This is a genomic window from Paraburkholderia sp. GAS42 (assembly GCF_050436565.1).
Taxonomy (GTDB): Bacteria; Pseudomonadota; Gammaproteobacteria; order Burkholderiales; family Burkholderiaceae; genus Paraburkholderia.
Genome location: NZ_JBNDML010000037.1, coordinates 1 through 14,472, shown reverse-complemented (window position 1 = coordinate 14,472; position 14,472 = coordinate 1). Strand labels below are relative to the sequence as shown.

The 14,472-nt window shown below is 59.2% G+C and carries 12 protein-coding genes; 3 read left to right on the top strand and 9 right to left on the bottom strand.

All coding sequences use genetic code 11. The features are described 5' to 3' along the window. The first annotated feature begins 103 nt into the window (after positions 1 to 103). A complete protein-coding gene (locus tag P3T16_RS32945) occupies positions 104 to 1,141 on the top strand; it encodes a LysR family transcriptional regulator (protein WP_429345389.1) in 1,038 nt (345 codons plus the stop codon). A 61-nt stretch (positions 1,142 to 1,202) separates the two neighbouring features. Here P3T16_RS32945 and P3T16_RS32940 read toward each other — a convergent pair whose 3' ends face one another. Both P3T16_RS32940 and P3T16_RS32935 read right to left on the bottom strand, forming a co-directional pair. Then, a complete protein-coding gene (locus P3T16_RS32940; RefSeq protein WP_429255351.1) occupies positions 1,203 to 2,192 on the bottom strand; it encodes an alpha/beta fold hydrolase in 990 nt (329 codons plus the stop codon). A 110-nt stretch (positions 2,193 to 2,302) separates the two neighbouring features. Continuing rightward, the gene (locus P3T16_RS32935) at positions 2,303 to 2,905 is read right to left on the bottom strand and encodes a TetR family transcriptional regulator C-terminal domain-containing protein (protein ID WP_429345388.1); all 603 of its coding nucleotides are present in this window, start codon (positions 2,903 to 2,905) and stop codon (positions 2,303 to 2,305) included. 958 nt (positions 2,906 to 3,863) lie between these two features. On the opposite strand from P3T16_RS32935, the gene P3T16_RS32930 reads away from it, so the two are divergent. Then, positions 3,864 to 5,633, top strand: a complete 1,770-nt coding sequence (locus tag P3T16_RS32930; RefSeq protein ID WP_429345387.1) for a glycosyltransferase family 39 protein — start codon at positions 3,864 to 3,866, stop codon at positions 5,631 to 5,633. Between the two features lie 203 nt (positions 5,634 to 5,836). Here the strand turns inward: P3T16_RS32930 and P3T16_RS32925 are convergent, their stop codons facing one another. The 7 genes from P3T16_RS32925 to P3T16_RS32895 all read right to left on the bottom strand — a co-directional run bounded on the left by P3T16_RS32925 (position 5,837) and on the right by P3T16_RS32895 (position 12,836). Further along, the gene (locus P3T16_RS32925) at positions 5,837 to 7,582 is read right to left on the bottom strand and encodes a hypothetical protein (protein WP_429345386.1); all 1,746 of its coding nucleotides are present in this window, start codon (positions 7,580 to 7,582) and stop codon (positions 5,837 to 5,839) included. 172 nt (positions 7,583 to 7,754) lie between these two features. Next, a complete protein-coding gene (locus P3T16_RS32920) occupies positions 7,755 to 8,585 on the bottom strand; it encodes a glycosyltransferase family 2 protein (RefSeq protein WP_429345385.1) in 831 nt (276 codons plus the stop codon). Between the two features lie 68 nt (positions 8,586 to 8,653). Next, positions 8,654 to 9,022, bottom strand: coding sequence for a multidrug transporter (locus P3T16_RS32915; RefSeq protein ID WP_429345384.1), 369 nt, complete (start codon positions 9,020 to 9,022; stop codon positions 8,654 to 8,656). Next, a complete protein-coding gene (locus tag P3T16_RS32910) occupies positions 9,019 to 9,855 on the bottom strand; it encodes a sugar phosphate isomerase/epimerase family protein (protein WP_429345383.1) in 837 nt (278 codons plus the stop codon). The genes P3T16_RS32915 and P3T16_RS32910 overlap by 4 nt, the downstream gene beginning before the upstream one ends. After that, a complete protein-coding gene (locus tag P3T16_RS32905; protein ID WP_429345382.1) occupies positions 9,852 to 10,646 on the bottom strand; it encodes a pyridine nucleotide transhydrogenase in 795 nt (264 codons plus the stop codon). The genes P3T16_RS32910 and P3T16_RS32905 overlap by 4 nt, the downstream gene beginning before the upstream one ends. Beyond that, entirely contained in the window at positions 10,639 to 11,811 is a 1,173-nt protein-coding gene (locus tag P3T16_RS32900) for an FAD-dependent oxidoreductase (RefSeq protein ID WP_429345381.1), read from the bottom strand. The genes P3T16_RS32905 and P3T16_RS32900 overlap by 8 nt, the downstream gene beginning before the upstream one ends. Then, complete coding sequence (locus P3T16_RS32895; RefSeq protein ID WP_429345380.1) at positions 11,811 to 12,836, bottom strand: glycosyltransferase; 1,026 nt, start codon at positions 12,834 to 12,836, stop codon at positions 11,811 to 11,813. The genes P3T16_RS32900 and P3T16_RS32895 overlap by 1 nt, the downstream gene beginning before the upstream one ends. Positions 12,837 to 13,504: 668 nt before the next feature. On the opposite strand from P3T16_RS32895, the gene P3T16_RS32890 reads away from it, so the two are divergent. Then, the gene (locus tag P3T16_RS32890; RefSeq protein ID WP_429345379.1) at positions 13,505 to 14,335 is read left to right on the top strand and encodes a mechanosensitive ion channel family protein; all 831 of its coding nucleotides are present in this window, start codon (positions 13,505 to 13,507) and stop codon (positions 14,333 to 14,335) included. The last annotated feature ends 137 nt before the right edge of the window (positions 14,336 to 14,472 follow it).

The following is a 14,472-nucleotide window of genomic DNA, read 5'->3' as shown; positions in this document are numbered from 1 at the left end:
CAAGCCGCTCGGAGGAAGCAGCAGGAACGCACGTGACGGCAGCAGGGATGCCGCGGTGCACGGGAACCCGGGGCGCGTCGGATTTCTTTTTGGGGGCAGCGAAATGAATCAATCGGACAGGTCGGTACGCGGCTTTCGCCTCAGTTTGCCGCACCGCGCTGATGCGCTGTCCACAAGCGTTGCCGTGAGCTATGCGAGCATCATGGCATTCATGGCGGTGGCGAGCGAAGGGAGTTTCGCCAAGGCCGGCGAACGTCTGGGCGTTGGCAGATCGGCCGTGAGCCGGAACGTCCAGAAGCTGGAAACGCAGTTGAGTACGCGGCTGTTTCTACGCACCACGCGCAGCACGCGACTGACGCGCGAAGGCCAGCGCTTCTTTGAGAACTGTCATCAGGGTGTCGCGCACATCGCGGAAGCCGTGAACGACATGCTGGAGCTTCGCCAGGGCCCGCCACGCGGCCTGATCCGCATCAGCTCGACGGCGGGCTTCGGCAGGAAGGTGGTGGTGCCGCTGCTGAAAGAGTTCATGAAGGCCTATCCCGACATCGCCGTCGATCTGCTGCTCGACGACCGGCCGACGGACTTTGCCTCCGAGCAGATCGACGTGGCGTTCCGCAATGGGCGCATCGAGGACTCCAGCATCATCGCCAAACAGCTGATTCCGATGCAGATGGCGCTTTGCGCCGCGCCATCCTACGTGGAAGCGCACGGCCTGCCGCATACGCTCGAAGATCTATGCCAGCATGAATGCATCAACTTTCGCTTCTCCAGCGGCCGGGTGTTCGAATGGGAGTTCAAGGTCGACGGCCACGTACGGAAATACCTGCCGACGGCCCGTCTCACGTTCAACGATGCCGACCTGGTCTTGCGTGCGGTTCTACAGGGCTCCGGCATCGCGCAGATGGCCGGCTATCAGATCTGCGATCACATTGCGGCCAATGAACTCGTCGTGGCGCTGGCCCGGAATGCGCCCGACGACCGCGGGCACTATATCTGCTATCTGAGCCGGCAGCATTTGCCGTCGCGCATTCGCGTCTTCATCGACTTCATGACCGAGCAGATCCGCGCGCTCGATCTGAATTACCTGACCGGGTTCAACGCGGATGACACCGAGACTTCGACCGAGGAGATAGCGGCATGAATCCAGTTTCGTGGCTGCGCGCGGCCAGCGCGACTATCCTCCACGTCGTTTTATAGCCGACTCAGCTCCGGATGAACGCCAACAGGTCCGCGCTGAACTGGTCTTTGTGTGTGTCCGTCAACCCGTGCGGCGCCCCTGGATAGACGATCAGCTTCGAGTTCCTGACCAGCCTTGCCGATGCGCGACCTGCGGCGTCGATGGGTACGATCTGGTCGTCTTCGCCGTGGATGATCAGCGTGGGGATGTCGATTTTCTTCAGATCCTCGGTAAAGTCTGTTTCGGAGAACGCCTTGATCGAGTCATAGGTGTTCTTGTGGCCGCCTTGCATCCCTTGCGTCCACCACGAATCGATCAACCCCTGCGAAGGTTTGGCGCCCGGGCGGTTAAAGCCATAGAACGGACCCGAGGGAACATCTTTGTAGAACTGTGACCGGTTCGCGAGTTGAGCGGCACGCAGGCCATCGAATACTTCGATCGGCAGCCCGCCCGGGTTCGCGGCGGTTTTCAGCATCAGCGGCGGCACGGCTGAAACGAGGACGACCTTTGACACGCGGCGCGTGCCGTGCCGGCCAAGATAGCGGGCCACTTCCCCTCCGCCGGTAGAAAAGCCGACAAGGATTACGTCCCTCAGACCGAGGGTCTCGAATACGGTCGCCAGATCGTCGGCATAGGTATCCATTTCGTTGCCGTTCCACGGTTGGCTCGAGCGGCCATGGCCCCGGCGATCGTGAGCGACGGCGCGAAAGCCGTGCGACGCCACCAGCATCATCTGCGATTCCCAGCTATCCGAGCTAAGCGGCCAGCCATGACAGAACACGACCGGGCGGCCGGTGCCCCAATCCTTGTAGTAGAGCTGCGTACCATCCTTCGCTTCGATGTAGCTGCCCGACTGCTGGCCGGGTGATCTGGAGGCAGGCGCTGCTGCCGACGACGCGGCGGCATGAGCCAAACCGGGCAGGAATGATCCGGCCAGTGCGCCAACTGCGGCGGTGCCGCCGATCAACACGTCGCGTCGCGCGGGTTTGTCTGCGAACCTGTTCTTTGTCGCCATAGTGCTGCTCCTTTGTTAAATACTTTGTTGAAAATCAGACCGCCACTCGCGTCCGCGTCACGGACCTTTAATATAACCGACCAGTCGTCTATTAATTGACGCAAAAAAATTTAGCGCAACAACTGCTTCAGCGTGATGCGCTGAAATCGATGGCAAGCACTGCCACAGCGTTCCACCTTGCAACGGAGGATTGCTCCTTCCCAGCTCTCGACGATGATCGCCGCGACCTGCATGGGATCCCGGTCCGCAGGCAGCTCTCCCCGCGTCTTCGCTTCTGCCAGAGTAGCCGCGATTGAACCTTCCCATCGTTCCAGGATGCGCTTCAGCGCGCTTCGTACTTCAATGCTGGTATTGGACAGCTCCAGCGAGAGGTTGCCTATCAGGCATCCAAGCCTGAATTCGTTCGCTGCGTGGTCCTCGGCAAGCAGTCCGAAAAACTTTTCGATTCGCGCCAACGGCTTGATGCGGGCGTCATACAAGACCTCACCGTGCCGACTTTCGATGGACTCCCAATAGGCCTCCAGCACCTCAGCGGCAAAGGTCTCCTTGCTGTCAAAGTAGCTGTAGAACGACCCCTTCGGCACGTCGGCCGCCGCTACAATGTCTTGCACCCCACTCGCGTTGAATCCCATTTCGTGGACAACCCGTCCGCCAGCGGTAAGCAGGCGGGTACGGACTTCTGGGTTGGCGGGTCTTGGCATGTCAGGTTTCACGCTGAATCACAATAAACCGAAATATAGACGACTGGTCGGTTATTGTCAAACGCCTGATGACGCATGCCGCTGTGTTGCTTCCATCACCCGGGCAAATCTCCGCCTTGCAAACACGCCGACGATGACGACAGATCGCCGCAACCCCGCTAGTCCTCCGCACGACGAATTTCGCGCTATCCGGCCGCAGCTAACAGCCGCGTTGCCAACTCGCCCAGCGTGCGCACTTCACTCTCGACTTCCGGCGTCCAGCGTCGGCCATAGTTAAGACGAATGTGACGAGAAAAACCCTCGCTGCGCGAGAGGACACTCCCGGGGGCAATCGCGATGCCATGCGCCTGTGCCATTTCAAACAGTCGCACCGCATCGACACCTTCCGGAAGTGCAAAGCCAGACCGCTACGCTCAATCGCGTAGCAGACTTGATACACAGCCAAAGAGCCCGACCTCCTGATACAGACACTGCATCATGGATCAGTCATCTGATCGATTTTTCGCCGCGCACGCAAAGCCGCTGTGTCGCTTTTCAGAAACTCCGTTGACGGTAAAGAATTCGGGGCCACAAAACGTCACGACCGATCGTGCGATATATGCAAACGAATCCATCGAACGCATGTGGTGTAGCGTGGACCGCACTTTGCCAGTGCGAGGCCGCACGCAACAGACCCAGATTGATCGCAAAAAAACCGTATCAGATGCTTTCAATTCGGGGAGAAGGACATTTACAGTTCACTTTGCGATGCGCTTTTCTCCGCACAATTCAGGCCGCCCGTTTCGCGGTAGCCCACCTATGTCTGCTTGCGCACGGAGCGGACTCGACGGCAACTCTAGTATTGACGACTTGAAGTCGGACGAAAGTCCACTACGGGCCAGCTCGTGCCAGGTGTTTTGAAAGGATCACGTAGCAGACGTAGCGGACTAACCAGGCGTTGCTGATGCCGGAAACCGCGGAGGTGCCTCATATGGAAAATCTGATCGCGTCGAGGCAATTCTATGGTTCGCGGATCGATTACGCGGCGATAGTCTTGCCCGTCCTGATCTGGGCGATCGCCGTCGCTATCGCCAATCCGCTGGGCAACTTTCCTCTGCAGGACGACTGGTCGTTTTCGCTTACCGTCCGCCATCTGCTCGATACCGGAGAGTTCCGGCCAGGCGGCTGGACGGCGATGTCGCTGTTTGGACAGACGGTTTGGGGCGCACTGTTCTGCCTCCCGTTCGGCTTTTCGTTCAACGCGTTGAGAGCCTCGACGCTCGTGGCCGGCGCGCTGGTACTCGTCGCACTCGCGATGCTTCTGCAGCAGGCTGGGTGCGAGCGTCGCAAGACGGTTGCCGCTACGCTCGTGCTTGCCTTCAACCCGATCTTCTTCGAGCTCAACTCCACGTTCATGACCGACGTGGCCTTCACATCGTTCTGCGCGCTCTCGACGCTGTTCTATTGCCGCTATCTGTCGAAGCGCAGCAGCGTGACGCTGGTTGTCGCGATCCTGTTCGGATGCTGGGCTGTATTGATCAGGCAACTTGGCCTGTTCCTCCCGCTCGCAATGCTGCTGACCCTTCTCCTTGAGAACCGGCGGGACTGGCGTGCAATCGCGCTGTCGGCGATAGCGCTGGTTGCGGGTATCGCATTGCTCAAAGGTTTGAGCGCCTGGCTGGATGCACGCGACGCGATGCCGGTCATGTATCTCGGCAAGACGCCGATAATGAGCCGTCTGTTCCCAGCCTCGACGATCACGCTTGCCGCGATCGGACATCGACTTGGCGAGATATCCTGGCTTTTCCGCGCCGCGCTTGCGCAGACCGGCTGGCTGCTTTTCCCGATACTGGCTCTACGGCTGCCCGGTCTCGTCCGCGACTACCTGCGCCTCTCATGGGGCAAGGCGATATTGATCGGCGCATCGCTGTGCAGCATTGCGTGGTTCGCGACGTTCGTGATGCAACATCACATCTTTCCATTCAACACCTGGACCACGGTCCGCGAATCCGGGCTCGGTCCAATCTGGTTCTTCGATGCGAGGCCGGGCGCCGATGTCCCCCCACTACCCGCACCGTTCTGGTACTTCGCGACGTTTTTAGGTTCGGTTGGAGGGATCCTGCTTTTGCTCGATATAGCGCTGACCCTCAAGTCGATCGTTACGCGGTATCAGACGAAAACGCAGGACGCCGCTGTCAGCGTCAGGGCGTTTCTACTGCTTTCAGCGTCGATCTACCTGATGACCTGCGTGCTCGGCGGGTTCTACGATCGCTATCTTTTGCCTGCGTTCATGCCGCTGATTGCCCTTGTCACGCTCGGTTCTCCGGCGGGGGATGTCATGTGGCCGTCATCCGGACGATCACGGCTGTCGCAGCTTACGCGACAATCATGGATGTGGCCGCGCGCGGCGCTGGCACTGTCATGTTTTACGCTGATCCTGATGGGCGGGTTCGCGGTCGCCGGCACGCACGACTACATGAGCTGGAACCGCGCAAGATGGCTGCTGGCCGACACGCTGTTACAGCGAGGCATTCCCGTAACGAAGATCGACGGCGGCTACGAATTCAACGGGTTCTATCTCTACGATCCTCGAATCGATCTCGATCAGCCGCAGCCAAAGAGCTGGTGGGTTCACGATAATGAATACATGATCCAGTTCAACCCGATGCCTGGATATCGCGTCATCGACAGCGCAGACGCCGGCGGCTGGCTGCCGCCACTGAGAACCCGACTCCTGGCGCTTCAACGAGAGTCGCCTTGATAAGATGAACCGGGGCCGCTGCTCAACTTCCATGACGTATGCGAGCGGCGAGCGGCGGAAAGTGGATGGTGAGCGGCGAGCAGCAGGCGGCGGCCTTCAAGATAACGGCGCAGCTACGTTAGCGTGAGCCCGCGCGGAAAAATCCGCAGGCGAATCGGGCCCTGGCAGACCCGACCACCCTGCTATTCGACCCGCAGCCAGCCTCAGCTAATCGGGCAACCCGGCGTGAACCTTCTCTGCTCGTACGCGTATTCGTACACCACGCACGTCCCGACAGCGCCCTGCTTCGCGCGGGTCTCCCAGGTGTTCACGCCGCTTCCACCCAGCGACACAATCTCGCCCGACGTATAGACCGCCGGATCCAGATCAAAGTAGCGATACTTCTGGTTGGTCAGGTCCGAGACTGAAAAGCGCTGGACGTGCTCGCGACCGTCCGAATCCTTCAGGCGCAACTCGGCAGCGCCGCCATTCATCCCGTCGGTAACATTGAACAGGATACCGATCTTCTTTAGCGCAGCGCGTTCGAAACGCGAGCCCGACGAAATCATGATCGGAATTTCATTCCCCTTCTCAAGCACCCGGCTATGTGTCAGCTGGTAATCGCCATGCGGAAAATAAATACCCTTGTCGCGAGGCAGAATGTCTTTTCTGACGTAGTAGGGACCGTCCAGGATATGAGTGTAGTCAGCGTCGAGAATGTCCTGCACGCAGCCGCCGTACGATGACCACGCATACAGATCCCAAACCGTCCACTTGTCGATCAGCATGATCTTGGGACGGTTTTTCCTGATCTCTCCGCAGGTGTCTATTTTTACGCCGAGCCTCGGATTCTCGTTGTATTTCTCCTGCCACGGAAAATAGAAAAAATTCCCCGACGCTGGAAGCCTGTTGGCCACGACGTATTCGTAGTTTCTGACGGTATAGACAATGATCTTGTCGCCAGGCGAAGTGAAAATATCCGACAGCTGGGAAAATTCCGTGGTGAGCGGGACGTTGCCGGCATCCAGTCTTCTTCTGTCCATCGGCAGGATCAGTGAAATCGAAAAGAGGCACACCGCAAACAACGCCAACGCTGACAGGTTAGTGATTCGACCCGTCCGCAATGGCTTGCTGAAAAAAACCATCGGCAGCGCCAGAACGGCGTCAGCAAATGGCGTTGAATAAAACGACGGGCCGCGCGTCAGAATAACGATCAGTCCGCCTGCAAGGCAGACCGTTCGCCACGGCAAACCTCGCTCACGTATTGCAAGACACACCATCGATATGACCGCCGCCACCACCAGAAACCATGATCTGGGGTGAATGGCAACCATGAATATGTTCGTGAACAGATGCAGCGAATCAACCGCGTAGTTATATATCGGAAGAATCTTGAAATTCATGTAGAAATGAAACACCGCATAGCCCCGAAACGAGCCAACGCAGCCAAGGAATACGAGATTCGCAACGACGCCGATTGCCAGCCACAACCATGATTTTCGAAGAAACGGACTTCTCAGCGAGCCAATAAACAGAACCGCTGCGGTGGGCGCAAACGTGATATTCAGGAAGGGTAGCGACGCAATAAGCAGATTTCCCGCAACCACGGATCGATCCGTCAGCGCCTCCTTCATACAGATCGCGGGCAGCGTGTATTGCGCCAGGATTACGATGATCAGTAACCCTGCGATCGCCTGATACATATACGCGTGGGCGTAAAAAAACCCCGGAAGCAGCCGCAGGATGATGACCGAACACACCACCGTATATAAACCGCGCGTCAGGTTGTCCTTAAGCAGCGGCGAGAAAAAGATCGTAGCCAGCGCAACAAGCTGCAGAAGCGCGATCGGAACGCGATGTGCCGGAACGCCAAAAGATCCGAATTTTTCCAGAATGAGACCCGACAGGAATGTCAGCGGCCCATGGTGGTTGAAGATGTCCAGATAGAGCGTCCCGCCCGCCGCCATCATCTTGGCGGTCACGATGGTTTCCGACTCGTCTGGATATTGCAGGTAGTTCAGCAGGTTGTACTGATACCGCACAAACAGGATCGCCGATGCCAGGAAAAGCAGAAACCCGGTCAAGCCGGTCAGCCTGTTCCGGGGAGCCATTGCGACGAATGAGGAATCGCGCATGGCCGCCCTACCCTCTGGATCTGGAATCGCCGTCGTACCCGCCGAAGCAGGTTCGAAACAGCACCCGAAGGACTGCCAGATTTCCCTTCAGCCCATCTATCTTGGTAGGCACCTCGCCCTTCGGATAACGCCGCGCGGTTGGCAATTCAATGCATCGATAGCCCAGCTTTGGAACGCGATAGGACAGGTACGCGAGCAACTCGTAGGTCGTAAAGACATCGCGAAACGGTGCGATTCGCGGGTCGAGCAAAACGCTCCGGCTGTAGGCGCGAAAGCCCTGCGTCGTATCGGTCCATTTGAATCCGGAAAAGAAACTCAACAGCGGAGCGTGGATGAAGCGAATGGCAAACTCCCTCGACCTCGGCGTGTTCTCAGCCACACCGCCAGCAATAAAGCGGGAGGCCTGCGCAAAATCGTAGCCCTGCTCGAGCGCGGCTATGAAACGCGGTATTGCGTCCGGGTCATCCTTGTCGTTACCGTCGATGGTGACGATGCCTTCGTATCCCTGCTCAAGCGAAAACGCATAGGCACACCGCAACTGGGCGCTCAATTTCCCCGGCCCTGTCTTGACAAGGAGTCCGCTCACGCCGTCACGCTGAAGCGCCTCCAGTTCCAGCGAACCGTCTGTACTACCGCCATCGACGATAAGGACGTCGGCGATATGGCTGATATTCAGCGCCGCCATTCTCGCCAGCAGATTCCTGATTCTCTGGCCTTCGTTAATGACCGGTATCACCACGCAGTAACGATGTTGCCGCCCCGTCCAGTGCGCGACCCGATAGGCAGGAACCTGCCAGCCGGCGTGGGATCCTGCTTCAAGTTCGATTGTCATGCTCATGTTCTGATCTCCGCTCCCCGACAGCAGGCGTCGCGATGCCTGTCGATCTCCAGGACTGATAAAACCGCTCAAGAAACCGTTGAAGCCACCCGGATGGTCACCAACGCCACGCCAGCGACTATCATCACGATTCCTGCGATCGTGTTCCAGTAGAACGGCTCACGAAAGACGAGTGACGACATCAGCGCGACACTCGCCACCGCCCCACAGGTCAGAAGCGGATGCGCAACGTTGAGCGGCAGTCTGGCCAGCGCCGCCGCATAGAGCAGGAAGGCGGCGCCATACAGCCCGAGCCCCAGCCAGAACGGCCAGTTTCCGAGCGCGACCAGCGGCTCGCTGAGTGACGGGAATTTCCGTGGCGGCATCATCGCCATCTTGACGAGGACGCTCGCGGACGCGTTGGACGCAACGCCGAGTATCAGGATGAGCCATTTCATAAGCGGACCCGGACGTGATCGCTGCGGTAGTGCCGGATCGCGGACGATAACGCGCGAGCCACCGATTCCTGATGCGGCTCCCCCGCAGTCGCAACCATTTCCACGGTGACGACATGCTCGGGAAGATACTTCTTCAACGCGACGAACACATCGTCATGCGGGCAGGTGCCGTCGCCAAGCGGCAGGAGTTGCGGTTCGCTTGCGTGCACGTGCCCGATGAGATGCGCAAAGCGCGGAAGCACAACGTCGGCCGCCTCGCCATTGATTGCCATCGCGCCGGTGTCGAGCTGCATCTTCACGGCGGGATGATCGATATCCACGACCACTGCTGCAGTTTCGGCACTCGTCGTCATGAAACTGGCACCGTAGACCGTCGGGTTGGGCTCAAGACAGATCGTCACGCCAAGCGAGTCCGCGACATCACCCAGACGCCGGAAAAATGCGCGTGCAATATCCCGAACTTCGTCATCGGCGAGTCCGGCGCGATCACGGTTCCGTGGTGAGCCAAACACCAGCCGGTTCGCCCCGAGGCCCGCCCCGACGCGGCTGACCGCCGCCAGATGCTGAAGCATCGCCTCCCGCACATCTGGCGGTCCGAAGAGATTGAGCCCGCTTGTCCCGAACAGCAAAGACTGCATGCCGGTCATTTCAATGCCGCGATCGGACCACCAGTGCCTGACGCGCCTGATTGCGTCGTCTGATGCTTCGGCCGGTCGAGGGAAATACTTCATCGGCGCGACATCGATCGCATCGATCTTGAATCGTTCGAGCAGAAGAGCGATCTCTTCGTCTTCCGCGACATCCCACGCGATATTCGAGATCGAGAGCCTCACGCTTCTGCTCCAGAATTCGCCATCGCGAGAAGACGTCCGGACTGCGCGTATGACCGGATCGCCTGGAATGTTTCCCGTGCGCTGTACTGATAATGGCCGGTGGCGCCGAACACACGCGCATGCAGGGAGCGCATGTCGTATCGGGCGGGCGCGGTGTCGAACGCGTGATCGAGTCTCATCCCGAAGCCTTGCAGCGCGACCTCCGCCACACTCACCGGCTCTGCGGTCAGGTGCACCAGCTTGAGACCCGCGGCCTGCGCCAGCTGGAGGTCATGCCACAGATTGACCATCGGGTAAAACTGGAAGACGGCCCGGCTGTCGATCGCGTCGGCATTGTTGTGGTTCAACAGGTCGAAGATGACGTTCTTGCGAAGTCCTGGGCCCACGAGGCCAGGCAGACGTGCGGTCAGGTGATTGGGGAACCGGCGCTCAACGAATTTCTCAAGCAGGCGACGATGCAGGCCGTACGCGTGCAGTCCAGCTTCGTCGACCGGCGTGGCTTCATCGACATTCACCGGATTCCTGAACGTATCGACCGTGCTGATCAGAATGAAGGTGCGGCAGTGAATGGTGTCGAGGTGCGCGATCAGCCCTTCGATCTTCATGCAGTCGGCCACGGGTTCGCGGTTAGCCAGCCATTTCTGCGCGGGTGCGCCGGCGCAGATGACGGTATCGAATGTGTGACCGTCGATCTGATCGATATTGCTCGAACGGTATAGCGCATCGAACGACGCCTGCCTGAGAAGCGTACCGCCGACGAACCCTGAAAAGCCGATCAACGCGTTAGCCATAAATCACTCTCGCTTCGGTCTGGCACCGGTCCGCTTCAGTTTCGAGCCGTTCCGCATCCAGCTTCTCAAGCACATCGTAAATGTTGTCGATCTTGCCCCCGAGTACGGAAAAGCACCCGGGCAGTTGCGGATGCTTCTCGAACAGGATGGGGCGTCCGTCATCGATTTCGTTCTTCGCGAGAACAGTCTTGACCTCGAACAGCGACTCCACGTGGCGCGCCTGCGACAGTGAAGGGATATAACGCACGACGTCGCGAAGCATCCGGTCAACACGGCTTTCACGCGGGTACACGCTGAGTCGCTCGTAGGGATCGACGCCGGACTCATCGTTCCAGTTCAGATGCGGGGTGTAACGGACGTGGGACAGCGAATGCAGCCCGCGCGCCGGAAACGGCATCGTCGAGAAAAACGGGCCGTCCATCACCGTGACGCCGATATCCTGAAACCGGGGCGGCACGGCGATCAACGCGATTTCCGCGATCTCCTGTTTCAGATGAGTCTGCGTTCCCGGGTAATCGCCGAGGATCTGATTGAGTCCGCTATACGTGCAGTTGAACACGTAGTGACACGCAATCAATTCGCGCGATCCGTTACCGTGCTGCACGGCGACCGTGAGCGCGGAACCGGACCCACGCGCGACATCGGTGACGCGCGTACCTGTAGTCACCTGCACTCCGCACGCACCCAGTTCGTTCGCAGCCCATGCGGCGAGTCTGCCCGAGTCGAAAGCATATTCTTCGACCAGAAACACGTCTTCAATCAGACGTGGTTCAAAGAGCGAGCGGAGCGCGGGCGGCGCAGGCCGGATGTTTGCGTCAATCTCGTGGCAGAAGCGTTCGAACTGTTTCGCGGTCACTTTGGAGTGTTGACGGGCAATGGCGTAGAGCTTGGTGAAATCGCGCTTCACGGCATCTGGCCAGTCGAGCACAAACTTCCGCAGGTTCACCCGGCTTCGATACGCGGTCGTGAAACTGCGCGGGTAGTGATAGCCGTTGTGAATACGCGCCTGGTTGTTGCAGGAGGCGCGTTTCAGAAGCGCGTCTTCGCGTTCGATGAGCGTGACGCGTTTCATCCCTCGCGCTCTCACGAGATACGCGGCGATGGTCGTGCCGTAAAACCCGCCGCCAATGACGACGGCATCCTGGCCGGTATGTGACAGCGCCATCACGCGGCCCGCTCTGCTGGCTGATTCGCGACGTGCGTGGACCCGGACGCGACTTCCTCGATATTGAGCTTCTCGCGACGCGTCATGCGCTGACTCGTGAATTCGTGGCTGACGTGGTACAGCGGATGCTCGTCAGAGACGCTGTCGACGTGAAGGATGTATTCGCCAAGCACGAGAAGCACCAGCGAGATCAGGAAGAACATGCCCGACTGCTGCAGCGACAGGCTGATCCAGCCCGGCGCGACATCGGTCTTGAACAGGCCGATTGCAACCACGTAGAACGAATAGAGCAGATTGGCAACCGCGCCGAAAACGGAAAGCGAAGTGACAAGCCGCATCGGCGTCCGGGTTGTGGAGACCAGCATGCGCATCGCGAGGTCGACACTTTCTCCAAGGCGCTTCACCCGGAACGCCTTCGATTCCGCCTTGTACCTCAGATTGGCGCGCTTGAACCCGGCCGTCGCGGGCAAATGCCGATAGCTCATTGCCGGCTGACGATGCTGCAGAATGAAATTGACGACCTGCTTGCTCAATACGCGATACGGCGGTGCCTCTCTCGCGAGGTGAATGCCGTTCAGCTTCTCGTAGGACCAGTGAAACGCCGCGCACGCCATTCGATACGTCAGGCTTTGCGGAGGCGCCTGCTCGTTTTGTGCGAACACCACGTCGATGCCGTTGACGGATTTTTCGAGCATGGACGGCAGGAACCCGATGTCGTCAGTCAGCGGGTCGAGCACGGCCACAAAGTCGCCGAGTGCGTTTTCCAGACCAACCCACGACGCCGTATCGATATCGACCGTTTTCGTCAGGACAAATGCCTGCAGGTTGGGAAGGCCACGTTCGCTGGTGAGATTGCGGAGCACCGTCAGACTGTCGTCACTCGACGCATTGGCGACGACGATCAACTCGTAGTCGCTGACGAGCGAAGAGATGCACGCCGCCGCGTCCGACAGAATCTGTTCGAGATTATCGGACTGCTCGCGCACAACGAATACGACCGACAGAAAGACTGGAAAGAACGGCATCCGAATACCTCTCGAACGTGGGTTCGTCATGTGAGGCGTATTGCTCAACTTGTAGTTTCGCGAAGTGGCGCCCGGGCAGAAGCGAGGCGTTCACGCATTCCAGTCATCGCGGGGACGCTCCCATCACTGTCCGCAAACCGCATTAGCCGGTCCCGCGAAACCCGCCGACACAGCTGAATCCTGCATCACCCACGACGCATTGATATTACGAAACCGATACGCTTCTCTTACGAAATCGATGCGCCGATCTTACGGAACCGCCGGATTACCGGCCGTGCGCGACCGAACATTACAAAACGGTTAGGTCGATATGGAAAAACACTGGCCCGAGCCGCACCCGGGCAAGGAGCCCGGGAGAATGATCACGAGACCGGTCCCACGCCGCCCGGACGCTGTCCATCCTTGGAATGATCCTTGCGACAGGCCACGCCGTCGCCTATAACTTCCGAAGATTCGCTTCCCCGGATCTGCCCGCCGCTCGCCGCCGGGCATTGTTGTGTGTCGCCCAGTATGCGTTTGCTGCCGTCAACAAAATCGTCACAAAAGCAGACATGAACGGATCGCGGCGTTCGGCCGGCTCACTGGTCACGCAAGGCTGGGTTCACGCCGCGGTTGGCTGCTCGAATTGAAACAGGCCGTTCAACACAACCGACTCAAACGAGGACACCGTGGATCTCGAAACCGTACGCGTATTCATCATGACCCGTGGCATCGACTTCGGCACCAAGGTGCTCGGGGCGATCGTGTTGTGGATCATCGGGCGCTGGGTCATTTCGCTCATCACGGGCCTGCTGCGCAAGATCCTGAGCCGCAATGGACGTGTCGATCCAACGCTCGCTCACTACCTCGGCTCGATCCTTGGTGCGTTGCTGAACCTGCTGCTGGTTCTCGCGGTGCTGCAGGTGTTCGGCGTGCAGACGACCTCGTTCGCGGCGCTGCTCGCCGGCCTCGGTCTCGCGATCGGTACGGCCTGGGGCGGCCTCCTCGCTCACTTCGCGGCCGGCATCTTCATGCAGATCCTGCGGCCGTTCAAGGTGGGCGACTTCGTGACAGCGGGCGGCGTGACGGGCACCGTCCACGAACTTGGCCTCTTCGGCACGACGATCCTGACGCCGGACAACGTCACGACCATCATCGGCAACAACAAGATTTTCTCCGACACGATCTCGAACTACAGCGCGCTGCCCGTCCGGCGCGTCGAACTGACGGCGAAGATCGCGAACGGCGTCGATCCCATCGACGCAATCGGTCGCCTGAAAGCCTCGGTCACGAAGATTCCGAACGTCGCGGAAACGCCCGCGCCGGATGTCGAAGTGCTGTCGTTCACGCCGGAAGGTCCGTTGCTCTGCGTGCGTCCGTATGCGCATACCGACCACTACTGGCAGGTCTATTTCGACACGAACCGCGCGATCGTCGAGACGTTCAAGGAAGCCGGCTATCCGACGCCCGAGATGCCCGTCGTGCTCGCACAGCGTCCTGACGGAACGCCTCGAACGTAAAGTACGTGAGGTCAAAAGGAAAACGGCGTCGCAGAAATGTCTGCTGAACTGAACCCCAAGAGTTGGACATAGATCCGACCCTTGGGGTTTTTTCATGGCGAAGCACGACGAGAAGCTCAAACTCAAAGTAGTAAGGC